The following is a 23,140-nucleotide window of genomic DNA, read 5'->3' on the forward strand; positions in this document are numbered from 1 at the left end:
TCGGGGCAGTCCCACGCCTCTTCTGCTGGGTGGGACGCCACACGCGACAAGTCACTCATGGTTGATGTGGTTATCCACACCCGGTTGTTCTGAACTCGGCGGACTGCCACCCTGGATCTGCCGACATTCATCACCATCACGGGGGCCGGTCATGACTCTGCGCGTCGATACCGCACGCCTGGAACTGCTCGCCAAACAGCTCGACGATCTCGGCGAGGTCGCCTGCCTGGCCCGCGGGTACGCCCACCGGCACGGGGACATGTCCTGGTACGACCGCGGTGCGCTGCACACCCTGATGCAGCCGCATGCCGAGGTGCTGGCCGTGGTCGAAGGCAGCCTCACCCGTCTCGACAGGTTCTTCCTCGACAGCGCCGACGGGATGCGGGCCGCCGCCCGCTACTACACCCGCACCGATACCGCGGCCGCAGAACGGTTCGACCGCCGACTCCCCGGGCCAGTGCAGGTCGGCCCACACGAACCTCTGATCTATCCGACCGGGTCACTCGAGGACCCGGCCGCAGCCCTGAGCGACCCCGGGCAGCTGCCTGACGACGTCATGCACGGCAACATCGACCTCGCCGTCCTGGCCGGATACCTGTCCCTCACCAACGACCTCAACATGATCGCCGCCAGCGTCACCGGCGTCGACGTCCTCGACCACGTCTCGCAGCTGCTGGTCGGCGACTGGCAGAAGTTCGGGACGTGGGCGGTCGCGCTCACCCGGCTCGCGGACTGCCTCGACGAGGTCGACCTCCACCTCGCCGCCGACGCCCGGCAGACCCACGCGGGATGGGAGGGAACCGCAGGTGATGCTGCCGCCGTCTACTTCGCCCATGCCGGTACCGCCATCCGCGCCCAGGCCGCCACCCTGCGCGACCTCGCCGCTGCCTACCGCGGCATCTCCTTCGCCACCAACCTCGCCCAGCGGCAGCTCAACGGCCTCATCGGCTCGCTGGTCGACCGGCTGATCATCATCGGCATCGCGTCAGCGGCCGGAACCGCCCTCATCGAGACCGGCGTCGGAGCCGTCGCCGGCTACAGCATCGCAGCCCTCCAAGTCATCGCGTTCCTAGAGGACTGGGCACTGGCTGCCGCCATCATCCAGACCGCTGTCGGCGTGATCACCGGAGCCGCACCCGAGCTCCTGTCGCTCACGCGGACTCTTGCCTACGCTCCGAGCACGGAACTGCCCACCACCCCGTACCAGCACCCCGCGACCAGGAGCTGACCGATGCCCACCACCCCGAATCGACAGTTGAGCGCCTACCGCACCGCGGTATGGATACCGCTCGCCTTCGACGTCATCGGCCTGGCCAGCCTTGCCGCAGCGGCACTGCGAGCAGCGCTGAGCGGTCCAGGGCTCGGCGGCACCCGGATTGTTCTGGCCCTGGTACTCGCGGCTGCTCTTGGCGTGTCGGCTATCTGCGCAGCAAGGGTCCTACTCGCCGGCTCGGCGGACGGCGCACCGCGGCGGGTGCTGACCGCGTATGCGCTGACTTTCGGAGGGCTCGCACTGGCCGGCTGGCTGTCGGGGACGGTTCTGAGCTGACCCGGGTCCGGGCACGCGTGAACATCAACGCCCAGACTGTTCCGTAGGCACTGTACGGTCTGCCTCCGTGTGATTCACGCAGGCAGACTGGGGTGGGTCATTTGATCAGTCCTCTATCGGCTAACCGGCATTTGTAGTTGTAGATTGCGCTGGCCTACGGCCTGTCTCGAAGTCCGTTTGGATCTTGAGGCAGCGCCCTTCTCGGGCGTCCGCGCCTCACTCCGGTGGGGGTGGGTGCGGTTCCCACGTCGTCGGGGCCGGTTTCACCCGCGCGGGTGCGCGGGCCAGTGCCTTCCCCTCGGCGGGCGTTGGTGACCGGGCCCCCTGCGTGGAGGTCCCGGGCCGGGCGTGGTGCTGTTCGGCCCAGACAGCGAGGTTGACCGCGGCGTTATGGTCCCGATCCGCCCGGTACCCGCACGTGCCGCAGGTGGACACCCGCTGGCCCAGTGGCATGGCGGGTGTGATGGTGCGGCAGGCGGAGCAGGTCTTGGTCGACGGGTACCACCGGTCGACCAGGACCACCCGCCCGCCGTGCCAGGCCTGTTTGTAGGTGACCTGGCGGGCGAGTTCGGCCCAGGCGGCGTCGGCGATCGCGGCGGCGAGCCGGTGGGTTCGGAGCATGCCGGTGATGTTGAGGGTCTCCAGGGCGAGCCGGTCGTGGGTCTTGACCAGCTGGTTGGAGACGTGGTGCAGGAAACGCTGCCGGACCGTCCGCACATAGGCGTGATGGTTGGCGAGCCGGGCGGCGGCGTCGCGGCGGTTCGCGGAGCCGAGCTGCTTGCGGGACACGCTGCGGGCCAGGCGGCGCTGCCAGCCCATCCCGGCCCTCGACGGCCGCGGCGGGTCGTCGACCCGCAGCACCGGTGTGCCGTCGGCGCGGGCGGCGACCACGAACGCGGACAGGCCCCGGTCGACTCCCACCCACCCGCAGCCGGTCGTGCCGGTAGCGGCGTCGGCTGGGTCGGGTTGCGGGTGCTGGCGGGCTTGATGCAGGTCCGCCGCTTCGCAGGTCAACGACACGAACCACCGCCCAGCCCGATAGCCCACGGTCGCTGACAGGACCTTCGCCCGGCCCTTCGACAGCATCCGCCGCAGCTGGCGGGTGTCCTCCCGCACCACCAGGACCCCGATCCCGGGCAGGGTCACCGACCGCGCGACGTTGTCGCCGACCCGGACGTCAGCCTTACCGGCACGTGAGGTCTTGCACCGGACCCGGAACCCCAATCGGGTGCGCTTCTTGGACTTGAACCGAGGGAACCCGACCCGCCGCCCCGCCCTAGCACCCGCCTTCGACCCCGTGTACGCCGCCAACGCGCGCCCGAGGTCGACCGCGGCCTCCTCGAACACCTGCTGACTGACCTCCGCCCGCCACACCAGACCCGTCGCCTCGATCGAAACCGTCCCATCCCCGGCGGCGACCATCACCCGCCCGGCATCCCCGGACCGCTTCCACGCGTTGAACGCGTTGACCAGGTCGAAACCCGTCCACGGCACCTTCATCACACCACCACGGACCTTGGCATCCAGGGCGTCCTTGACCAGGCGCAGGCACTGGTTGTACCCGAACCGGGACGCACCCGCATACCGCCGCAGCAGGACCTCCTGCCCCGGCGTCGGGTCCACAGTGAACCGGAACGCGGTGAAACGAGCCACAACACCATGCCACACACCACCGACAACCCGACCAACTACGCGGATGCCGGCCAGGACCGCCGCGAACTGCGGGCTGTCGCCCCGGTGCCCGGCGGTGAGCAGCATCGACAAGGGTTTGCGTCCTTGTTCGCAGGCCAGGTGCAGCTTTGTCGTCCACCCGCCGCGTGAGCGGCCGAACGCGTGATCGGCCGGTTCGCCGACCGGTGGTTCGGCCTGGGCGTCGCCGTTGCGGCGGGCTCCGGCGGCGTGCTGATGAGCCCGCACGGTCGTGGCGTCGACGCTGACGTCCCAGCCGATCAACCCGAGGGCGTCCGCCCGCCGCTGCAGACCGGCGACCAGGCGCAGCCAGACCCCGGCCCGCTGCTTCCGGCGGAACAGGCCGTACACGGCCTGCCAGGTCCCGTAGCAGGGCGGGACGTCGCGCCACGGTGCACCGACCCGGACCCGCCACCGCACGCTCGATCAGCTGCCGTCTGGTCCACAGCGACGGCCGACCCGGACGGGTACGCGCAGGCAGCAACGGTTCCAGGAGCCGCCACTGCGCGTCGGTCAGGTCGTGCCGCCTCGTCACCGTTAAGGTGTCCACCGAGGTCTGTGGTATTCAGTTCGTCTTGGTCGATGAACCTTCTACCGGAGACCTCGCTGTCTATCGACCACCAACACGCACTACTTCGAGACGCTGCCTAGCGGTGTTCACGATGTCCAACCCAGCAGGGTCAGTAGCTTATGCAGCTCAGCAGACTCCTTTGCTGCATCCTGCAGGTCGAGCTCGCGGATCGTGTTCCGCAGCTGCTCGCCGCGCATCCGGTCACGGGGTGAACTGCCGAGGCCGAGTGCTGATTCCAAGTTTGGTTCGAAGATCAGGATCTCGACTGTTCGACCGCGGCGCCCTCGGTATCGACGCCAACTTGCGGCTGTGCGCCTTCTCCGCCTTCAACGCCCGCACCCCTACAGGCAAAGCGTCTACGACCTGCACGGCCAGTGTCTACGAGCACGCCCTGGAACCTCACGTCCCGCCCCACAGCATCTGGACTGGCATCGCGATCAGGTATTCCAAGGCCAGCCGCTCACCGTTTGACGCCGATTGCCTGGTTGGGCTTGATAGTGCGCCGCAGCCTGCGCGCTAGCTCATCTCATAGAATCTCGCCTGTGGAGATCGCGTCATTGTGGCTGGAGCTGGAGAGCGTCTTGACGCCTGTACTTGCCGAGTTTCGGGCCAGGCCGACTCTGCGGGTGGAGCAGAAGGCTGATGCGACGTTGCTGTCGGAGGCCGATGAAGCGGTTCAAGGACAGATCATCCGATGCATTCGGGCTGTGGACCCAGACGCGGTGATCCTTGGTGAAGAAGGCGCATACGGAGCGGGGCTGCTTCACGGACGCGGCGTGAGTAAACGAGCGTGGATTATTGATCCCATCGACGGAACTGCACAGTTCGTCAAGAGCGACGGCCGCGAGTTCTGCAGTGTCGTCTGTCTCGTCGAGGATCGCCGACCGGTTGCTGCGTTCGTGCTTGCGCCCGAGATCGGCCCTGGCCGTACTCCGGTTTGTGTACGGCTGACCGGGCCGGGCGACTCGATCGAGGTCAACGGCATGCCGGTCGATGCGCTGACGGCGAGCGGAGCGTATGCGTTATCGATGACGAGGAGTTCCGGTACGCCGGAGCGTGTGTGCGAGGAGGAGCTCGTGGCGAGCGGGTATCGGTTGAAGACCTGCACGACGTCGCAGACGCTGGACATGGTGAGGGCTTGTGTGGATCTGGAGTCGGTCACCGATCCGGCTCTGGAGCCGTTCGGGTTGTTCTACCGGGAGCGGCAGAAGATCTGGGACGGTGCGGCGGGTCTATGTCTCGCGTACGCGGCAGGTCTCAATGTGACAGACCGTGATGGTCGTGAGCGGACTGAGATCGATATCGCGCTGGATCTTCCGGATCCGGTTTTCGACAGCACCTTGATCGCGTCGGATCCGGTGGCCGCGCGGATCGTAGTGGCAGCGTCCGGGCGCTGACCGACAGAATTCCTACGTCGGGAGCGATGGTCGGACGGACCGCAGTCGGGTTATCAGGTGCCTGAGGTACGAGGGCCAGGTGCGGCTTTCGGGGATCCTGGTGATCAGTTGCCGGGTCAGCTCGTTGTCGCCGATGTAGGCGGCGATGTTGGCGGCTCGTATGGCCAGGTGGGGGATCCCGTCGGGCAGTTCGGCGATGGCGGATGTCAGATAATGCCTGGCCTGTTCTGTTTCGTTGTGTCTGATGGCTTGATCTGCCATGGCGAGGAGCCAGAGGACGGTGACGTCTGCGCGGGTGATGGTGAGCTGGTCTGAGTAGATCTCGTCGAGGCGGTTGAGGTCTCGGCGGAGTCTGCGGGCACCGGCGAGGGCTTCGGGGTGAGGTATGCGGCTGAGTAGGTGCACTACGCCGTCTGCTTCGGTTTTGCGCCGATGGGCGTTGACTGCTGTGACCTGGTCGGCATCTCGGTCGGCGAGGTCGAAGCTCGCGCGCATGGAGATGACCATGTCGTCGACCGCATGGATCGCGGCCATGATCTGACCTTCGGTGGGTGCTGCCAAAAGGGTGTCCATCGGTTGTCCTGCCGCGGTCAGTTCCCGTGCTTGTCGCAGCAGGACGCCCTGCTGGAGATGGAGCAGGACCTTCTCCATTCGGCTCGACTCCTCGGCGGGCAGCAGCTGTCGTCTGACCGCGAGGAGGTCCTCCATGCGCCTGATTTCGGGGCGCCAGTCTGAGCCTGGGTCGTGGTGGCTGGCGAGTAGGAGGCGTTCGCGCCGGAATCGCAGCTGGAAGAGGATCGAGTCGGTGGAGTCGCTGCGGAAGTCTGGATGGTGCAGGTCGATGCCGAGTGCGCGGCGGTCGGAGTGCCGACGTGCTACGGCGACGCTGAGGAGCGCGAGTTCCTGGTGTTGACGTTCACTCACCATGCCCGACGCCAACGCAGCGTAGCGGGTAACAGCGGCGAGCACGGGCTTGGCATCCCCGGTGGAGATCATTTGCCACGCATAAGCAATCGCTTCGGCCAGCAGGTCCGGGTCGAAGGTGTTCTCCTCGTCCAGGACAGAGAGACGGCTCGGCTGAGCGGCCGGTCCGTCGCCTGACTGAGCGAGTCGGTAGCCGGCGACGAGAACGGTACGCCGATCGGCCTGCTGTCCAGGGCGTCGAGCAACCAGGGCAGACCGGTGAAGGCACAGTAGGACGAGCGGGAGGGCGAGCCTCGACCGCGTGAACTTGCGGCCGTACATACCGTGTAGCGGGGTCCCGTCGAAGTCGTTCACGGGCTCAGGGTTTGTAGCCGGCGCTAGCCGGGAGGCGATGAGCGCGACGCCGACTAGGGCGCGTGCGTCCGCCTTGGTCCGTGCCTCGTTGGCGGCGTCGGCCAGGGCGCGGTATATGGCCATGTCGCGTTCCTGAGGATGCAGGGCTTGTATCCATGCGACGGCGGGATCGCGAGCCATCGCCGCCAGTCCGAGGTGCTCGCCCTTGCGAGGTAGGCCTGTGAGCTGGAATTCAAGGCTGGAGGCGTGGTACTCCATGAGTTGCTCTGCAAGCCGCTGTTGAGCGTCGTGGCGCCAGTTGCTCAGGCTCGCACGGCTGGCAGCCGAATCCTTGGGAGCAAGGGGTCGCAGGTAGTAGCGGGCGAGTTCGGCCAGTCTGGCTCGGCTCTTCGACGAGGTGTCCCTGCTGATGATTTCAGCAATACGGTCGCTGATCTCATCCCGAACCCACCCAGGCAGTCGAATGTGAGTGGCGCCGGCAGCGTCGAGGATCGCCAGCTCTTGCTGATCGCGGGGTACGAGCCACCCGGCGTAGTCGGGGTTGACCTCTCCGAATCCGCGACGGATGGCTTCCAGAAATGACAGGAAAGCCGCTCCCACGACTAGGAATTTAACAGAACTGAAAGTTCAACACAGTGACACTTCGCTATCGATCAGCTACCGATTCACCATTGCATCGGTGCCCTGCGTTTCGCTGGACAGGCGACCGGCGCAGGCGTCGGGCGCAGCAACCAGTCCAAGATCGTCGCGGTTGAAGGTTCGGACGACGCAGTCCAGCGGCCTTCACCGAGATGTCCGGCGGCGCAACGCCGCACACTGTGAAGGAGGACGGCCATGGGTGACAAGAAGGACGACAAGAGAAGCGGTGGCGGTGCGCACGCTGACGACCGCGACTTCGGCAAGGCGGGTGGTGGGTCGGGCAAGTTCGGTCGGCCGGAGGACCAGAACAAGGGCGGCGGGGGCCGTCGCGGCGGCGGTGGCAACGATAAGGGGAGTGACGAGAAGTGACGGAGCCAGCGCCGTGGCTTGCGGCGAAGCAAGCCCTGGCCGATGACCTGTTCGGGGAGCAGGACTCGTGGCCGGCGCGTGCATTCAACCGGGCGTCGCGGCATACGTTCATCCCACCGCGTGCGCTGCATGCATGGCCAGACCGCTCGACCATGGACCAGATCGATCTGGCGGCTGATCCCGACGGCTGGTATCGGGCGGTGTATTCCGATCATGTCATCGTGACCCAGCAGGACAAGACCGGACGGTCGACAAGTTCGTGCAGCCAGCCGTCGATGGTGTTCGCGATGCTCACCCAACTCGACCCGCAACCAGGCGAGCGGGTCCTGGAGATCGGTACCGGTACCGGCTGGAATGCGGGACTGCTAGCTGCATACCTCGGGGCGGATCAGGTTGTGTCGGTCGAGGTCGACGTGGACCTGGCCGAGCAGGCGAGCGGCCGCCTGCGGGCGGCGGGCCTACCGGTACGGGTGATCACCGGTGATGGTCTGTCCAGGGTACCGGATGAGGCACCGTTCGACCGACTGATCAGCACCGCGACGGTGCACACCGTGCCCTATGCATGGGTACAGCAGACCATGCGAGCCGGGGTGATCGTGACCCCGTGGCGCAGCGACCTGGACTCCGGGGCGATCCTGAGCCTGATGGTGGCAGGCGACGGAGCATCGGCGTCGGGGAACTTCACCGACATCGGCAGCTCGTTCATGTCCATACGCACGCAGCAGTTCACCGCACCCGACGCCCCCACGAACTTCACCGAACTGGCAACAACCAGCGTTCCGGCCATCGGGCCCGAGGACCTCTTCGGCGAGCACGCGAAGTTCGCGATAGGCCTACTGGTGCCGGGCTGCCTGTCCTGGTTCGACTACAACGACGAGGGACTCATCGACACTGTGTGGCTATGCGCGGCGGACTCGTGGGCGGCACTGCACTTGGCCACGACCGTGCACCAGTACGGGCCCCGCAGGCTGTGGGACGAAGTTGAGTCCGCCTACCACTGGTGGGTCGAGCAGGACCGACCCGCATATTCCCGGTTCGGGGTGACCGTGACCCGCCGCCAGCAACAGGTCTGGCTCGACACGCCCGACCAGATCGTCACGAAGACCGACGCCTAGGCCCAGCCTGTGCTGGAGGCGGCCGGCACATCCATGCAGGCCGCCTCCCATCACCGACCAACGGCCGAGGTTGGAACCTCACGACGCAAACCCCGCCGGGCGCATCCTCCCGATGTGGCGTCACCCGCAGCACCGAGCACGAGAAGGCACGGTGCGCGATGACGCAAGCTCGTCTGGCTACCCCTGATCAAGAGGCGAGGACATGAGTTCCACCGCGCGTACCCTTGAGCCGAAACGGTGGCTGCTGGACTACTTCGATGCTGAACTGCATCATCGGTGCACAGCGGTGGGGCTGTCGCATCCCAGGCTGGCCAAGCAGGAATTCGTCACCGCCGACCTGATCGGCAAGGTCGAGGCCGGGATGCGGCTCCCGGGCCTGTACCGCGCCCAGCACACCGATGCCATCTTGAACGCGGATGCGGCGCTGGTACGCCTGCGCGGTCTAGCCGTCGCTGGAGGCGAGTGCCGCCAGCAGGCCCAGCAGCCTAGGCTCGGTGCCGCTGAGGCGGCACAGCTACGGTGCCTGCCCGCAGCGATCGACCCAGTGCCTGCCCTCCATGCCGGGTCGTCTGGCTTTGGGCTGGTGGACCGTATCGATGACGTGATCGCCGTGACCACGGTCGCGACTTCCTGGCGGGGATGACTAGATGCGCATGACTCCGTCCGCGCCGTTGCGGGCCCGGCGAGTCACCACGGCCATGGTGCATGATTACCGGCGTGAGGTCGGCCAGATCCTCACCGCCTACCGCACCGCCGCAGGGCTCACCCAGCAAGAACTCGCCACCCTGACCTCCTATTCCCGCAGCACCGTTGCGGGTACGGAAACCGGTAAGCAGTCGGCCGCGCTGGGCTTCTGGCAAGCCGCTGACCGTGTCCTGCACGCTGGCGGTGTCCTGCACAAAGCCGCCATCCACCTGATCGACATCGCCCGTGCCCTCGCGGCACAGACCGCCCGCGACCAGGCCGCGGCCAGCCTGCTGACACACTGCACCCACCCGGGCCACTGCGAATGTGCGATCGTCGTCGCCCACTGGACCGCCCGCGAACTCCGCGCCCTTCGCGAAGCGCTGCGGCTGAACTACCTGCAATACGCCGAACTCATCGGCGTCCCCGTCCCCGCCGCCGTCGCCTGGGAGCAGCCCGCCGCGCCCCGACCGCCTTTGGCCGTGCAGATCACCCTCGACCGGACCCTCAGTCATGCCGCCGCGGAGGCCCGTGCTCGGTTCCGGCTCCTCCTCAGAGCTGACCCCAGCACAGCTTGATTCCGTAGCCACGTCCAAGCCGGAGCTACGAGTACCCTTTCTCAATGACCTCTCCGGTTGCCAAGACGGCCCGGTGGGAGGCGCTCGCAACGAGCTCGGTGGCGAGCTCCGGGCCGTTCGTGACCGGGCGGCGGCACTGGACTCTCTGCGTGATCGGTTCGCTGGGGCACTGACTGCGAGCGAAACCGCGGCGTTGAAGCAGCTCCAGACCGCGTTAGCGGCGCGTGCGCCTGATCTGGCGGACCGGGTGATCGCTCGCGCTTTTCTCCCGGGCGGAGCGCCCGTTTCGCGGTCACCGACAAGGCCGCCGGAGGGGACAGGATGTGGAGGCTCGTAAGTTGCCGCCATCTCGCTTATCAAGGCTTCGTGCCTCCCCGCCTTCGAAGCGCGATCCGTGCAAGAGACGCGACAGAGGCGTTAGCAGGCTAACGCCAGCTATTTCCTGATACAGGAGGCTAGCTCCGGCGTCTATTTGGCGTGGAAGTAATCGTTCGTGCCGACCTCGAAGCTGCTCGGCACGACGTAGCAGTGACTCGGCATTTCCGCCCCGGCGCAGATCTAGAAGCACCCCTGCGAGGATACGCAGGGCGATGGCGACGTAGGGGTGGTCAGGGCCGTAGGCCCGCTCAAAGGCGGTCAGTGCACGGCGCATCAGGGGTTCAGCTTCACCTGCCCGGCCCAGCGCGCGCAGCTCTTGGGCGAGGTTACATAGCGAGCGGGCCGCTTAGGGGTGGTCGGGGCCGTGGACCTGCTCGTTGATGGCCAGGGCCCGGCGTAGGAGCGGTTCGGCGTCCCTCGCCTTGCCCAGGTCCCGCAGCACAATGGCGAGGTTTCCCAGCGTATCGGCCCCGACCACCCTGCAGTCGCCATCTCCCTGGGCAACCTCGCCATGGTGCTGCAAGACCTGGGCCGTGCCGGGGAAGCCGAGCCGTTGCTGCGCCGGGCCCTGGCCATCAACGAGCAGGTCCACGGCCCCGGCCACCCCGACATCGCCATCCGGCTGAGTAACCTCGCCCTGGTGCTGCGAGACCTGGGCCGGGCCGCCGACGCCGAGCCGTTGCTGGGCCGGGCCCTGGCCATCAATGAGCAGGTCCACGGCCCCGACCACCCCGCTGTCGCCATCTCCCTGGGCAACCTCGCCACGGTGCTGTACGACCTGGGCCGGTACGGGGAAGCCGAGCCGCTGCTGGGCCGGGTTGAGGACATCCGCCGGCGCGGGAAGGCCTCCTGACGTAGTCTGCGGCGGCCTGTTGAAGACAGCGCGCCAGATACGCGGCAAAGTTGATTCAATACGCGGCATGAGAGCCACGTATGCCCAGCTTAAACCCACATCGCAAGCAGAACTCCATGCATGCCAAGCGTCGTGAGCATAGGAAGTACGAGCGCGAACTGGCCCCGTCCAAGCCGACACCCATCGTTGGTATGCCGATGCTTCTCACGGTTACGGCCGAGGTCGCTCGTCTGCGATCTGGTCGTACGGACTGCCGACCGGGTCGCGGCAGATTGGGGTCGAGCAGAGCGTTGCTGGTGGACGTCACCGGGCGGCTGGGTGGTTCAGGTCTTGTCGAGGTGTTGTGCTCGTTCGCTGCGTACCTGTTCGAGGGTGGCGGTGTCGGCTGCGAGGTCTGGGTGTTCGACTTGACGGTCGAGTTCGACGACGATCTCGAGTTCGCTGACAGCCTGGTCGAGGTTGCCGCCCGCGCGGTGGATCATCGCAATGTTGTACCGGGTCACGGCTTCCCCGGCCCGGTCGCCGACCTCCCGCCGGATCGGCAACGCCTGTTCGTAGTAGGTCAGTGCCTGCTCCCGGTCACCCAGCTCGGCGTACACGGCGCCGATGTTGCTCAGCGTGGCCGCTTCCCCGGCCCGGTTACCGACTTCCCGCCTGATCGGCAGCGCCTGCTCGAAGTAGGTCAGTGCCTGCTCCCGGTCACCCAGCCCGTTGTACACGGCGCCGATGTTGCTCAGCGTGGTCGCTTCCCCTGCCCGATCGCCGACCTCCCGTTGGATCGGCAGCGCCTGCTCGTTATAGGCCAGTGCCTGCTCCCGGTCACCCAGCCCGTTGTACACGGCGCCGATGTTGCTCAGCGTGATCGCTTCCCCCGCCCGGTCGCCGATCTCCCGCGTGATCGGCAGCGCCTGCTCGAAGTAGGTCAGGGCCTGCTCCCGGTCACCCAGCCCGTTGTATGCCAAGCCGATGTTGTTCAGCGTGGTCGCTTCCCCGGCCCGGTCGCCGATCTCCCGCGTGATCGGCAGCGCCTGCTGGTAGTAGGTCAGTGCCTGCCGCCGGCCACCCAGCCCGTTGTACACGGTGCCGATGTTGCTCAGCGTGGCCGCTTCCCCGCCCCGGTCGCCGACCTCCCGCCGGATCGGCAACGCCTGCTCGTAGTAAATCAGTGCCTGCCGCCGGTTACCCAGCTTGTTATACGCCAGCCCAATATTGGTCAGCGTGGTCGCTTCCCCGGCCCGGTCGCCGACCTCCCGCGTGATCGACAGCGCCTGCTCGGAGTAGGCCAGTGCCTGCCGCAGGTCACCCAGCACGTCGTACACGGCGCCGATGTTGCTCAGCGTGGCAGCTTCCCCGGCCCGGTCGCCGACCTCCCGTCGGATCGGCAACGCCTTCACATAGCAGTCCAACGCCTGCCATGGGCGGCCGGTGGACGACAGCGCCCAGCCCAGATGGTGCAGAGCGTCAGCGTCCGGACCCAACGCCAGCGTCGCCTGTGCCATCGCCGCCACATCGGCAAACCGGGACCGGCTCAGCCACACCCTGCCCACCCGGCGCCCGGCGTCCCGAGCGATCTCCGGCTCCCGCCCCGCCACCGCCAGCCGATGCACCTCCGCCCACCGTCCAACCACCACACCAAACCCACCACCAACCAACCGTCCCGCCTCCCCACCGGTAGCGGCCGACGCCGACACATCCACCAACCCCAACCCCTCCCGCAACCTCTGCCAACGCCCCACGCCATGCAACCCCGACCCGAACAGGCAGCCCCCACAAGCCCGGCATGAAACCCAAGATCCGAATAGGACAGAAACACCAAAATCATCCCGCAAACTCGAACACCACCACAGCCACCAACCAGACACTTGCAACATCCGCTCATCAGCATGAGCGCGCGGACAGCGGCAGATTCGCGCATTCGATGGCGTCGACTACCGGCTGCGCCGCTCTCGAAATTTGGCGTCGGGAGTCCGGGACGGGGTGGTCAGGTTTCATGTGAATCTTGTGCTCGTTGTTGGCGTAACTGTTCGAGGGCTGCAGTGTCGGCGGCTAGGTCAGGGTGGCCGACCTGGCGGTCGAGTTCGACGACGTGTTCGAATTCGGTGATCGCCTGGTCGAGGTCACCTTCATCTCGGTGGATCATGGCGATGTTGGTGAGGGTGACGGCTTCGCCGGCCCGGTCGCCGACCTCCCGCTGGATCGGCAGCGCCTGCGCGTAGTAGGTCAACGCCTGCTGGCGGTCCCCGAGCCCGTAGTACGCGAGGCCGATGTTGGTGAGGGTGACGGCTTCGCCGGCCCGGTCGCCGACCTCCCGCTGGATCGGCAGCGCCTGCGCGTAGTAGGTCAACGCCTGCTGGCGGTCCCCGAGCCCGTAGTACGCGAGGCCGATGTTGGTGAGGGTGACGGCTTCGCCGGCCCGGTCGCCGACCTCCCGCTGGATCGGCAGCGCCTGCGCGTAGTAGGTCAACGCCTGCTGGCGGTCCCCGAGCCCGTAGTACGCGAGGCCGATGTTGGTGAGGGTGACGGCTTCGCCGGCCCGGTCGCCGACCTCCCGCTGGATCGGCAGCGCCTGCGCGTAGTAGGTCAACGCCTGCTGGCGGTCCCCGAGCCCGTAGTACGCGAGGCCGATGTTGGTGAGGGTGACGGCTTCGCCGGCCCGGTCGCCGACCTCCCGCTGGATCGGCAGCGCCTGCGCGTAGTAGGTCAACGCCTGCTGGCGGTCCCCGAGCCCGTAGTACGCGAGGCCGATGTTGGTGAGGGTGACGGCTTCGCCGGCCCGGTCGCCGACCTCCCGCTGGATCGGCAGCGCCTGCGCGTAGTAGGTCAACGCCTGCTGGCGGTCCCCGAGCCCGTAGTACGCGAGGCCGATGTTGGTGAGGGTGGCCGCCTCATTACCGCGGTCGTCAGCCGCACGGTACAGGGTCAGAGCCTCCTGAAAGTCGCCCAACGCCAGCCGGGGTTGTCCGGTCGATGCTCGAGCCCCACCTCGGTCATAGAACGCACCAGCGTCCGGACCTAACGTCAGGGTCGCGGTCGCGAGAGTGTCCACATCTGCGAACCGTGACGTGCGCAGCCACGCTCGACCCACGCTGCCTCCGACCTGCCGCGCGATCGCAGCATCACGCCCAGCCACCGCCAGCCGGTGCACCTCCAGAAGTCCGACGACCATCTGGGCCAATGCGCCCGATGTATGGGCGCCTGACCAACGCCGTTGGGTCCGTTGCGGCGTCTGGACGTCCGGTTCGTGTGCCTTGGATAGGGATGCTTGGACATCGAACGGGGCACCCCATTCCTCGTATAGGGATCGGGCGGCTGATACGCAGGCGTGGACGTACTCGCCATCGGTCAGCAGGGGGCGGATCAGCGGGCTTAGGAGACTGGATACGTAGAATCGCGCTTGGCCGGATATTGGGTCGGTGCCCATTTCGAGTAGTCCGAGCTGAGTGGCGCGCTCGATGTAGCCCGCAGCGTCCGGGTGGTCAACCAACGCGCTCACGGTCGCGAACGGGATGGGTAGTTCCACAACGTTGACTTTGGCCAGCATCCGCTGCAACTCCACGGGCTGGGAATGCAGCAGGTTGGTGGCAAGGATCGTCTCTCTACGGAACCGTTCTGCTTCGTCCGTAATCGCGGTGAGCAGGAGGTCGACGTCTAGGGTGTTGTCTGCGGCGATCAGGTCCAGCCAGTCCAGTAGCCGCGGATTGCCTGCCGCGGCCTCGATCGCCCTCGTCCTGATCCCGGCGTCGAGGGTCGAGCCGGGGCGCAGGTTGGTGAGGTTGGCGAGCTTCTTGGCCTGCTCGATCGCGGTGAGCGTTTCCAGCGATTCGATGGTGATGCGGCAGCCTGCCGGGGTGGGGAACCGGTAGCGGCTGGTGACGATGACGCGGCTGCGGCTGCCGGTGTCGCGGATGGCTTTCAGCAGGGCGGGGAGGATCTCGGCCATCGCCGGGCTGAGGATGTGGCTGCCGGCGTGGGGGTCGAGGTTGCCGACTTCGAAGTCGTCGAACACGAACAGGCACGGGGTCGCGCCGAGCGGCCCGTCGGCGCGCAGCAGGTAGCGCAGCCGGACCGGTAGCGGGACCTGCTCGTTGTCGAGGAGCTGCGCGGCTTCGATCTGCTGTTCTATGGCAGGGAACTGGATCTTGTCGGTGAGTTCCCGGAACTTGGTCAGATCGACCCGGCCGTACCAGACCGCCCGCTGGTGGGTCGGCATCCGTTCCAGCAGCCGCGACGCCAGGCTGCTCTTACCCAAGCCCCCCATCCCGTGCAGGACCAGGCCTTCAGCGCCGCCGGCGGCCCCGGCCGGCTGTTTGAGCGTGCGCAGGCAGCGTTGGATGACCCGCCGCCGCCCGACGAACACCGACCGCGCCGCGACCCGGGACAACTGGGTTTGCGGGTCCAGGAATTTCTGATCAGCGGCCCGGACCCCGATCCCCGCCCGGCCCTTGGAGTTGAGCGGGGTCACCATCGCAGCCAGAGGCGACCGGTCGGCATACATACGCAGCAGGTGCCAGCTGGCGCGCATGCGGTGGTACAAGCTCCTGCGTGCAGCAATGACGGCCTGATCAAGAGGCTCTCCGGCGGCGAGAGCTCGGTAGAGCCCCGCCGCGAACTCCGTCGCCGAAACATCTCCGACGGGTAGGGCCCACCCCAGCACCGCGGGCGCACCTGCACGGACGAGGCTTTCACTCATGGATGGCAGGCCCTCGCTAGTCGCGCCGCCCGAGAAGGAGGCGGAGACGAAGATTAACCGGGGCCAGCGTCCAGCCAACGCCTGCGCTACCTTATCCGCCGTCGCATACGCCATGCCACCGAACTCGTCTTCCACCAGGAACACCGGCTGGCCGTCATGGAGACTCGCGTGACCACTCAGATGTAGCACATCGAAATACTCCGCGCCGTAGTCCATGATCCGGAAACGCAGCCCTGCTAAAGTGCCGCTTTCCTCGACCACGAGGTCGATGCCGGACTGCGAGGTTGCCGCCAAAATTGCGGCTTCTTCCGCCTCGAAGTTCAGCACCGGTTCGACACCCTCGGGGGACGTTGCCATGAATAACACTCGTAGCGGTCGATTTCCGATAGCAGGGGCGGGCAACGCCGCACTCGTGCCTGCTGCGCGGACCGGCAGAAGCGGCGAAGAGCGCGAAACGCTCAGAAACGAGCCGTTTACGCACAGCAGTTCCCAGGGCAGATACCGCAGTCGCGTCGCCGCCGTGATACGCAGCGTCATACCAGAGGCGCTATCTAAGACCGAGGTAAGCCATCGCTGATCACCATCAAGGAATGCAGCCAGATCCGCACCCAACGCACTCAGCCGTGGTGATTTGAAGACCTGTGAGGCGATCGTGTCGTGGCTGTAGTCGTGTTCCACGATCTCGATCAGGCGGTCCACCGCCGCCGTGTCCAGGCCACGGGTCTTCAACAACTCGCCCCCCGACGACAACCTCAACTCACAGTAGCTGGAGGTCTGTTCGAAGATCTCCAGGTCCACGACCCTCATCTCCGTCGGGCCTGCGCTTGGCCAACTCGACACGGCCGACGTCACAGCAGGGTCTGACGACTGAATTATGGAGTCACTGGAGGCTGGCAGCGATGACCGCGCAGAACTAGTGAGCCTGGAGGCGGGGACCACGCTCTGCTCTATGTCGACGGATCCAATGCGGGCTGGCGTCGAATTCGGGCGAATCCGTAGCCCGAGTCGGTCCGCGAGTTCGGAAGCGATGCCGACCAGCATCGAGTCGGATTCTGTCCTTGGCGACCGGCCTGAGGTCGTTAGTAGCTGTGAGAAGGGTGCCTGATGGCCGGTTATACGTTCGAGGTGTGGCGCCACGGCGCGCCACACGCTGAATGTAGTCGTCGCAGTGAGTGATTCCTGCAGGATGTCGCGGACGCCTGGTAGAAAGTCGTAGTTCGGTGGGGCGTTCGGGTCTGTGTGGGGCGTCGGCTGGAGCAGCCCGCCGGTGAGTACTTCTGCGAGATGGACGACGTTTCCCTCTGGTATGAGCTCGGTTAACACCACCTGTGCTGCGGGCAGCGTAACTTCGATAGCGGAGAGTAGAACCGCGAGCTCGGCGGCTTCATCGGAAACTGTGCTGCGGAAGGATGCGATGCGTTCGCGGGCCGTTTCTGTCCGGTGGTCGGCCGTTGCTCTGCGTTGGCGGTCAGTGAACACTGCGCCGAGCTTTGTACCGTCAGCTTGCATGATCGTTCTTGCCCAGCTCTCCAGTGGGCGTCTGTCGAGGCTGATCAAGGGTGTGGCGTGGAGCGGGGGTTGGTCGTCTGTCCACCACCATGGCGGTGTGGCCCGCAGAAACACGTTCGGTGCGCCACGCCCGGTTGCTGTGACGGCCAGGCTGGCCTCGCCTAGCGCCGTTGCGGGCCAGAGTCGTGGCGGTAGTACCTGCAACAATGCGACGGGTGCGTTGCGTCCCCAGGTGCGGAGGGCGGAGAGGGCATTGTTGCCGGCCCACATGCGATGGACGCCGTCGGTGATGATCAGGATCATGCGCCGGGCAGGGGCAGCGAGTTCTTCAGGCCTGACCTCGTAGCCTGACTTCGAGTGCAGGCGTATCCGGTCTGCGTCGCCGCTGATCGTCCAGTGAGAGACGCGGCGAAATGCGTGGTGGCGCTCTAGCAGGTTGCCGACAGCGGCAACTGTTGGCTCCCAGACGACCATTGTGGGCGAGTCGTCAGCGATCAATGCTACTTCGTGGAACCAGCCCTCCCTGGCTGCGGTCATGATGGGTATCAGCACTCTGGTGTCGGCGTACTGCTCTACTGTGGCAGCTACGTCTAGCCGTTGCGTGTTGGATGCCGAGCGCAGTCTTTCGAAGGGTCGCAGTGCCCGGCCGATGCCGATTCCCCACGGCCGGGGTGTGGCGGGAGCGACTGACCCGACGGCTAGGGAGGCACCTGACGCCGCGCTGGCGCGGCGCAATGTGAGCGACTCGCTGTTCGATGCGATGGATTGTGCGGTTTTGGGAACGTCACGCAGGGGTCGGGCGAGGGACTGGACAGAAGGTGGGTGTGCCGGTAGGGCCGTTTCCCGGGAGCTTTCCGGAGGGAGCGCCCCAGTCGTTGAGATGAATTGCCCGTCCGCCAGCCACAGGATGTCGGCTAGATCTCGCCAGCTCGGGTCAAGACCGGCCTGGCGCAAGGCTGCCGCCAGCCGCTCGATCACGGGTGGTCCGAAGTGAGTTGTTTGAACAGCAGGTCGACGAGCCGACGCCGCTCAGGGCTGTCGACGGGGAACTGGCCCGTCACAAGGTGCACCGCGTTGAGCAGCTGGTCGGTTGCCAGTGCCTTGCTCTTGGCGGCTCGCTCGGCGAAATCGGCGATCAAGGTCGCAGCCGCGTCCGCGTGGGACTTCCCCAGGTGCCGGGCCACGATGGCGGCGAGGTCCTGGTCTTCGGGGTCTGGCATCCGATGACGGATGCAGCGGCGCAAGAATGCCGGTGGGAAGTCTCGCTCGCCGTTGCTGGTAAGCACGACCAGCGGGAATTCCGCACACAGCACCCGGCCACGCTCGATCTCCACGACGTCGTCGCTATCGTCGACGCGGACCTCTTCCCGATCGGCGGCCAGCCGGGTGAGTTCCGGGATGTGAAATTCGCCGCGTTCGAAGACATCGAGCAGGTCGTTCGGCAAGTCGATGTCACCTTTGTCGATCTCGTCAACGAGCAGTGCCCGCGGGCGACGGCTTGGCAGCAGGGCCGTTCCTAGCGGACCCAAGCGAAGGTATTCGGTCAACTTTGGAGTACGGCCTTCAAGATTGTGTGCGTGCAGTCGGCCGATCGCGTCATACCGATACAGGGCATCCTGCAAAGTGCTTCGGGAGGTGACATGCCATCGCAATACCGGACCGAGGCGCAGTTCTCGGGCGACCGAATAGATGAGCGATGACTTTCCCGAGCCCGGCCGACCTGTCAGGAGGAGGGGACGACGCAGCACGAGCGCCGCATTGACCGCCTCCACTGTCGGCTGGTCGGCGTTGAATTCTGCGCCTGCTACCGGATCCTCGGTAATCTCGGCCGGATGAGCCATCGCGGCACCGGCGAACCGGCGCCACGGCGGTGCAGGCGGCAGAGTCACGCTGTGCGGCTCTGAGGTTCCGGTGTATAGGTTCAAGTCAGTCATCTTTTCCTCCGGACGGGACCTCGCAGAGCTGGCCAATCGGTGGTAACGCTCTCGGCTCATCCCAAATCAGCCGCAACTCGCGGCCGGGCCCGCCGACAACCTTGCGCATCCGGTGCAGACGCAGCGGCAACTCATCGAACTGGCCGTGTTCGGCGACCTCGCGAACCAGCTGCCGGATAGCTGGCCAATCGGGTGGGGGGTTCTCCGTACTGAGGCACACTATGTAGGGGGCACCAGCCGCGATGGCAGCTATGATCGGGTCGCGGCTGAGCCCCTGCTCTCGGGCGTATCGCGGGGTCACGAACTCTAAGCCGAGGCAAGCAGCGCCGCCGTCGAGCACCTGGTCGCGGATGTTGGCAGGCTTGTCCTGATCGCTTTCCACGATCCACATGACGTCAGGCAGGTGCTCGGAGACATGTGCCCGAATCTCCTCGGTCCGTGCTTTCCACAACAGGTTCGCGGTCTCGTTGCCGAGGCGTTCGGCGCTGTGGAGGACAGTCGGTAGTTCCCGCCAGAATGGCCGAGACTCCAGAAGTTCATCTCCGAACTCCCAAGCCTCGGGCATCTCGTCCAGCACAATCCGCGGCGCGATGATACCCAGCACAAATGCGCTCGCTCGCTGGCGCGCCCACAGCAACAGCTCCGCTATCGCCAGCCGAACACCCACAGCGGTGGGCTGGCATACGAGCGTCTTGCGACGCCAATCCGATCCTGGCAAGAGCAGGTGACCTGCGATCGCAGATGGCCATGCGTATCCGTCGACCGGCAGTGCCGGGTTACGGAGATCCACGACAAGCCGCGCCATGGCTTCGCTCGCCTTTGCCACGTCGGCGCGCAGTGTTTTGAGCGTGACGTCTGGCAGGTCAAACCAGCCGTCCGGAACGGACGATCCCGTGATGTGCTCCAGTTCGGCGACAAGATGATGCAAAGGGGCAGGACGGCCTGCCATCCGCTGACCGGCGGCGGCCCAGTCAAGCGCTTCTGCGAGAAAGGACGGAGGCTTGTTGGCATCGGGCATCGCACGGAAGAATGCTGCCCGTAGCTGTTCGGCACTGACGATCGGCAATGCGCGCAGCACCGGAGCCGTCCACTGCCGTCGGTGCCACGCATGGCTTGCGTCGGCCACTGCCAGCCGATCGGCCTCATTGCGCGCCATCGAGCTGAGATACTCCTGAATCGTTGCGGCACGCCCAGCCGCAAACTCCCGCGCAATCGCGGCGACGAACGCTGACCGGTCATCGCCCGCGGGAAGTCCGAGAAGCCGCAATAGGAGGCGGCGTCCGTCGCCGTCCGAGACCATCGGCGTGTCCGCCACGACTTCCGCCACCAGCCGTAGCCCGGCATCGGCCACGTCCACCGGCGGCACCACTGTCGCAGGAAAGTGGTCGCTCACACGGCTATCGTTGAAGCGTTGCCAGAGCAAGACCGGTGTCTGACGCGTCTCGCTCTCGGCATGCAGCCTATGAAAGGTCTCCTGGACATGTAGTACAAGCGCCATCATGTCGAGCGAGAGAAAATTACTATCAGGTCGTTCCAGCCAGGTCATCACAACATCCGAAAACGCAGCGTGCCGCGCGGTCCACCGAAACTTGGCAGTCTGTCCAGGCGCTGCCGAAAGAAGAGCACACTGATCAACATTCTCCCGGTTGCGGCCCGACGGCAGGTTTGCCGGACGGACCAGAGCACGCCATGAGCCGTCAGGTTTAACGTCCTCAAGATGGTTGGCACAGGAGTCGATCAAGACAACCTGGCGGCCGAACCCGGCGACCCGAACCGACCGTAGGTAATCAAGGACCTGCTCGACATCCATCCCCCGCAAGTGGTTCGCATCTGCATCAGCTGTGAACAGCACCCGCCGCCCGTCGAATACCACTCCATGGCCGCACCAGAAGACGAGCAACAGGTCTCCGCTTCGCTCCGCGACCTCGACCACGTAGCGCGCTATGGCTTCCTGCGTCGGCTCTATCTGTTGGTAACAGGCGTTGTCGGTGTCACATGCCTCGTCCGTAAGGTCGATCCTCTGGCCATGTACCTGCTCGACATCTGCACCCTCGGCGTCAGCCCACGAGCACGCAATGGTGATCTGCGCCGCCGGAACCGAGCAGCGCCTGGCCCATTCAGCAACACGAAGAGCCTCAGCAGCAGCACCGGGCAACGACGACAAGGCAGGATGTGCATATTTCTCGATCCCCACGGCGAGCACGAAAACCCGGTCCGGAGCGACGTGCACGGTCATCCGAGGAACGCCGCCACTGCTGCCCACACAGCCGGATTTGACCAATAGGCGCTGTGCGACTCCGGAAACGGCTGACCGTTGTCCACCGCCACATCCAGGACGGCGGCCTCTCCAAAGATCGGAGCGCCGACATAGGAGAGCAAGTCGCGCCGGTCGTAGACGTTCAGCCAAGCCGCCGGAAAATGCAGCGGCAACCCGCCGGCGGCTCAAGCCCCGGAAGAGCGCCGATCTCGTACAGGAGAGGCGCCTGGGATCCTACGGTAATCAGGCTCTTGACCTCTGGCACTGGCTCCCGTCGAAGCAGGTCAACGCACATGACTCCACCAAGCGAGTGACCAATTAGGTGGACGTCACCCTCAATGTCATTGATGGACCGGCGCAGAAATGCCCGGGCCTCGTCACCGTTGGCGAGAAACCGCAGCACATCGCCGGCGAACGGCGCCGCGCTATCCGTGATCGCACCCCGTTGCCGGGTAAGCCGGCGAGTCACCAGATGCTTGGCGACACCCTTCATCGGAGCCAGCAGGAAATCCCCCACGCTCATACCGTGGCCATGTAGCTCATCGGTGAGGCGCCCAGTGAGCGCATCTCGAACCGAACCATCGATCACCGGATCGCCCAAGCCAGCCGCAAGGACGGCCGCATACGCGATCAATGCTCGAGCCACCGCCCTCCGATGGTCGAGTGGATCCGCGGCAGCCGTCGCAGCAGCTTGATCAAATTCCCGCGACTCCCGCAGCGCTTCCAACGCCACAGCGAAGTGCTCTAACAGACCGACCGCAGACAAAGCATCCTGCAGGTCAGGGGATGGCCTGTAATGCCGGACGGTCTCGCGCAGGACAACCGAAGGGGGATCCTGGCCAAGGAAAACTGTGCCCGGTGGCGGACGGTGACGAAGCAACCGGAACTCATACCACGGATCGACATACAACACCGACCAGAGGGCGATCAACTGGTCCGCCTCGCTTGGATCGTCTCCTCCACTGTCGGCGTATCCTGGAATGGAACCACCCCCACCCCGCAGTTGCGCCCCGACCGCCTCACCCCAGAAGCAGCCACGCACTTCTCCACCAACCTGATGCTCTGCGACCTTGTTCGCGATAATCCGGAGCGTGGTGGCGTAACCTTTGGCACGCACCCCGGTACCGTGAACGAACAGAAGTGTTCTGGACAGCGAAAACTCCTACACTCATGCACATCGATGACGACACTTGGAACACTGGCAGAGTCGGGCCATAGCCGTTATCCACCATCTGGTCCTTCTACGAGGCTAAAACCCGAACCCCACCCACCGTTCATAGTGTCAACAAATGTCCAGCGTCCGACTGACATACATGAGGCCACAGAATCGCCGACCAATCAGTCATGCACCAGGGCGATACCATCGCATGCAGTCCAAGAAACTACTTCCGGTAACGCTGCGGCGATTGGCGAGCGCCGCAGCGTCCGATCCAGTACTGGCGTTGGCACTGTATGAATCTCTCGGCATGGTGCGCTCTCCGCTGACCCTGGCTCAACCGTTCACCATCGGCCGCGCCCTGCGCCCATTGCGTCAACCACGGTTCTGACCAGCACCCGATCATCACAGCCTTGCCGTTCGGCGACCGGAGGGAATCAGACGATGACAGCCCTTCCACTACCGACGAATACAGAGGCCCTCTACACCCTGGC

Annotated in this window: 16 protein-coding genes and 4 pseudogenes; 10 read left to right on the plus strand and 10 right to left on the minus strand. The window is 65.8% G+C overall.

Features of this window, described 5'->3' with window-relative positions:
• The first annotated feature begins 151 nt into the window (after positions 1 to 151).
• Complete coding sequence (locus F4553_RS00155; RefSeq protein WP_184830611.1) at positions 152 to 1,228, plus strand: hypothetical protein; 1,077 nt, start codon at positions 152 to 154, stop codon at positions 1,226 to 1,228.
• 3 nt (positions 1,229 to 1,231) lie between these two features.
• A complete protein-coding gene (locus F4553_RS00160) occupies positions 1,232 to 1,549 on the plus strand; it encodes a hypothetical protein (protein ID WP_184830613.1) in 318 nt (105 codons plus the stop codon).
• A 216-nt stretch (positions 1,550 to 1,765) separates the two neighbouring features.
• Here the strand turns inward: F4553_RS00160 and F4553_RS40435 are convergent, their stop codons facing one another.
• Positions 1,766 to 3,217, minus strand: coding sequence for an RNA-guided endonuclease TnpB family protein (locus F4553_RS40435; RefSeq protein WP_312875105.1), 1,452 nt, complete (start codon positions 3,215 to 3,217; stop codon positions 1,766 to 1,768).
• Between the two features lie 3 nt (positions 3,218 to 3,220).
• A pseudogene (locus tag F4553_RS00175) lies at positions 3,221 to 3,788 on the minus strand (IS5 family transposase); the annotation flags it as partial.
• 283 nt (positions 3,789 to 4,071) lie between these two features.
• Between F4553_RS00175 and F4553_RS42755 the strand changes: the two are divergent.
• A pseudogene (locus tag F4553_RS42755) lies at positions 4,072 to 4,280 on the plus strand (phosphorothioated DNA-binding restriction endonuclease); the annotation flags it as partial.
• Positions 4,281 to 4,351: 71 nt separating this feature from the next.
• Positions 4,352 to 5,206 carry an inositol monophosphatase family protein gene (locus F4553_RS00180; RefSeq protein WP_184830615.1) on the plus strand — a complete coding sequence of 285 codons (855 nt, stop codon included), beginning with the start codon at positions 4,352 to 4,354 and terminating at the stop codon, positions 5,204 to 5,206.
• A 12-nt stretch (positions 5,207 to 5,218) separates the two neighbouring features.
• Here the strand turns inward: F4553_RS00180 and F4553_RS00185 are convergent, their stop codons facing one another.
• On the minus strand, positions 5,219 to 7,084 hold the full coding sequence (locus F4553_RS00185) for a hypothetical protein (protein WP_184830617.1): 1,866 nt from the start codon (positions 7,082 to 7,084) through the stop codon (positions 5,219 to 5,221).
• A 234-nt stretch (positions 7,085 to 7,318) separates the two neighbouring features.
• Between F4553_RS00185 and F4553_RS00190 the strand changes: the two genes are divergently transcribed.
• The 5 genes from F4553_RS00190 to F4553_RS41630 all read left to right on the plus strand — a co-directional run bounded on the left by F4553_RS00190 (position 7,319) and on the right by F4553_RS41630 (position 10,042).
• Entirely contained in the window at positions 7,319 to 7,492 is a 174-nt protein-coding gene (locus F4553_RS00190) for a hypothetical protein (protein ID WP_184830619.1), read from the plus strand.
• Complete coding sequence (locus F4553_RS00195; protein WP_184830621.1) at positions 7,489 to 8,607, plus strand: methyltransferase domain-containing protein; 1,119 nt, start codon at positions 7,489 to 7,491, stop codon at positions 8,605 to 8,607. The genes F4553_RS00190 and F4553_RS00195 overlap by 4 nt, the downstream gene beginning before the upstream one ends.
• A 202-nt stretch (positions 8,608 to 8,809) precedes the next feature.
• The gene (locus F4553_RS00200) at positions 8,810 to 9,250 is read left to right on the plus strand and encodes a hypothetical protein (RefSeq protein WP_184830623.1); all 441 of its coding nucleotides are present in this window, start codon (positions 8,810 to 8,812) and stop codon (positions 9,248 to 9,250) included.
• Between the two features lie 4 nt (positions 9,251 to 9,254).
• Positions 9,255 to 9,869: a helix-turn-helix domain-containing protein gene (locus F4553_RS00205; RefSeq protein WP_184830625.1), complete on the plus strand. Its 615-nt coding sequence runs from the start codon at positions 9,255 to 9,257 to the stop codon at positions 9,867 to 9,869.
• 44 nt (positions 9,870 to 9,913) lie between these two features.
• On the plus strand, positions 9,914 to 10,042 hold the full coding sequence (locus tag F4553_RS41630; RefSeq protein ID WP_281394923.1) for a hypothetical protein: 129 nt from the start codon (positions 9,914 to 9,916) through the stop codon (positions 10,040 to 10,042).
• A gap of 119 nt (positions 10,043 to 10,161) precedes the next feature.
• Here the strand turns inward: F4553_RS41630 and F4553_RS42760 are convergent.
• Positions 10,162 to 10,851, minus strand: a pseudogene (locus F4553_RS42760) (tetratricopeptide repeat protein).
• Between F4553_RS42760 and F4553_RS00220 the strand changes: the two are divergent.
• Complete coding sequence (locus F4553_RS00220) at positions 10,744 to 11,100, plus strand: tetratricopeptide repeat protein (RefSeq protein ID WP_281394948.1); 357 nt, start codon at positions 10,744 to 10,746, stop codon at positions 11,098 to 11,100. The pseudogene F4553_RS42760 and the gene F4553_RS00220 sit on opposite strands and share 108 nt — an antisense overlap.
• A 323-nt stretch (positions 11,101 to 11,423) precedes the next feature.
• Here F4553_RS00220 and F4553_RS00225 read toward each other — a convergent pair whose 3' ends face one another.
• The 6 genes and pseudogenes from F4553_RS00225 to F4553_RS00250 form a co-directional block, all read right to left on the minus strand.
• Positions 11,424 to 12,707 (minus strand): tetratricopeptide repeat protein, encoded by a 1,284-nt coding sequence (locus F4553_RS00225; protein WP_312875043.1) that lies wholly within the window; start codon positions 12,705 to 12,707, stop codon positions 11,424 to 11,426.
• Positions 12,708 to 13,081: 374 nt separating this feature from the next.
• Positions 13,082 to 16,588 (minus strand): tetratricopeptide repeat protein, encoded by a 3,507-nt coding sequence (locus tag F4553_RS40440; protein WP_312875044.1) that lies wholly within the window; start codon positions 16,586 to 16,588, stop codon positions 13,082 to 13,084.
• A gap of 330 nt (positions 16,589 to 16,918) precedes the next feature.
• Positions 16,919 to 18,277 (minus strand): annotated as a pseudogene (locus F4553_RS42765) (SAV_2336 N-terminal domain-related protein); the annotation flags it as partial.
• Entirely contained in the window at positions 18,274 to 19,233 is a 960-nt protein-coding gene (locus tag F4553_RS00240; protein WP_184830633.1) for an AAA family ATPase, read from the minus strand. The gene F4553_RS00240 and the pseudogene F4553_RS42765, both read right to left, overlap by 4 nt.
• Positions 19,226 to 21,469: a VMAP-C domain-containing protein gene (locus tag F4553_RS00245; protein WP_184830635.1), complete on the minus strand. Its 2,244-nt coding sequence runs from the start codon at positions 21,467 to 21,469 to the stop codon at positions 19,226 to 19,228. The genes F4553_RS00240 and F4553_RS00245 overlap by 8 nt, the downstream gene beginning before the upstream one ends.
• Before the next feature lie 163 nt (positions 21,470 to 21,632).
• On the minus strand, positions 21,633 to 22,607 hold the full coding sequence (locus F4553_RS00250; RefSeq protein WP_184830637.1) for a hypothetical protein: 975 nt from the start codon (positions 22,605 to 22,607) through the stop codon (positions 21,633 to 21,635).
• Positions 22,608 to 23,140 lie beyond the last annotated feature (533 nt).

The organism is Allocatelliglobosispora scoriae (assembly GCF_014204945.1).
GTDB classification, from domain to species: domain Bacteria; phylum Actinomycetota; class Actinomycetes; order Mycobacteriales; family Micromonosporaceae; genus Allocatelliglobosispora; species Allocatelliglobosispora scoriae.

Bases quoted from the DNA above. Each gene is read 5' to 3' on its own strand.
- F4553_RS00205 (WP_184830625.1), top strand. From the start codon at position 9,255: ATGCGCATGACTCCGTCCGCGCCGTTGCGGGCCCGGCGAGTCACCACG.
- F4553_RS00245 (WP_184830635.1), bottom strand. From the start codon at position 21,469: ATGACCGTGCACGTCGCTCCGGACCGGGTTTTCGTGCTCGCCGTGGGG.
- F4553_RS00160 (WP_184830613.1), top strand. From the start codon at position 1,232: ATGCCCACCACCCCGAATCGACAGTTGAGCGCCTACCGCACCGCGGTA.
- F4553_RS00200 (WP_184830623.1), top strand. From the start codon at position 8,810: ATGAGTTCCACCGCGCGTACCCTTGAGCCGAAACGGTGGCTGCTGGAC.
- F4553_RS41630 (WP_281394923.1), top strand. From the start codon at position 9,914: ATGACCTCTCCGGTTGCCAAGACGGCCCGGTGGGAGGCGCTCGCAACG.
- F4553_RS00155 (WP_184830611.1), top strand. From the start codon at position 152: ATGACTCTGCGCGTCGATACCGCACGCCTGGAACTGCTCGCCAAACAG.
- F4553_RS00190 (WP_184830619.1), top strand. From the start codon at position 7,319: ATGGGTGACAAGAAGGACGACAAGAGAAGCGGTGGCGGTGCGCACGCT.
- F4553_RS00240 (WP_184830633.1), bottom strand. From the start codon at position 19,233: ATGACTGACTTGAACCTATACACCGGAACCTCAGAGCCGCACAGCGTG.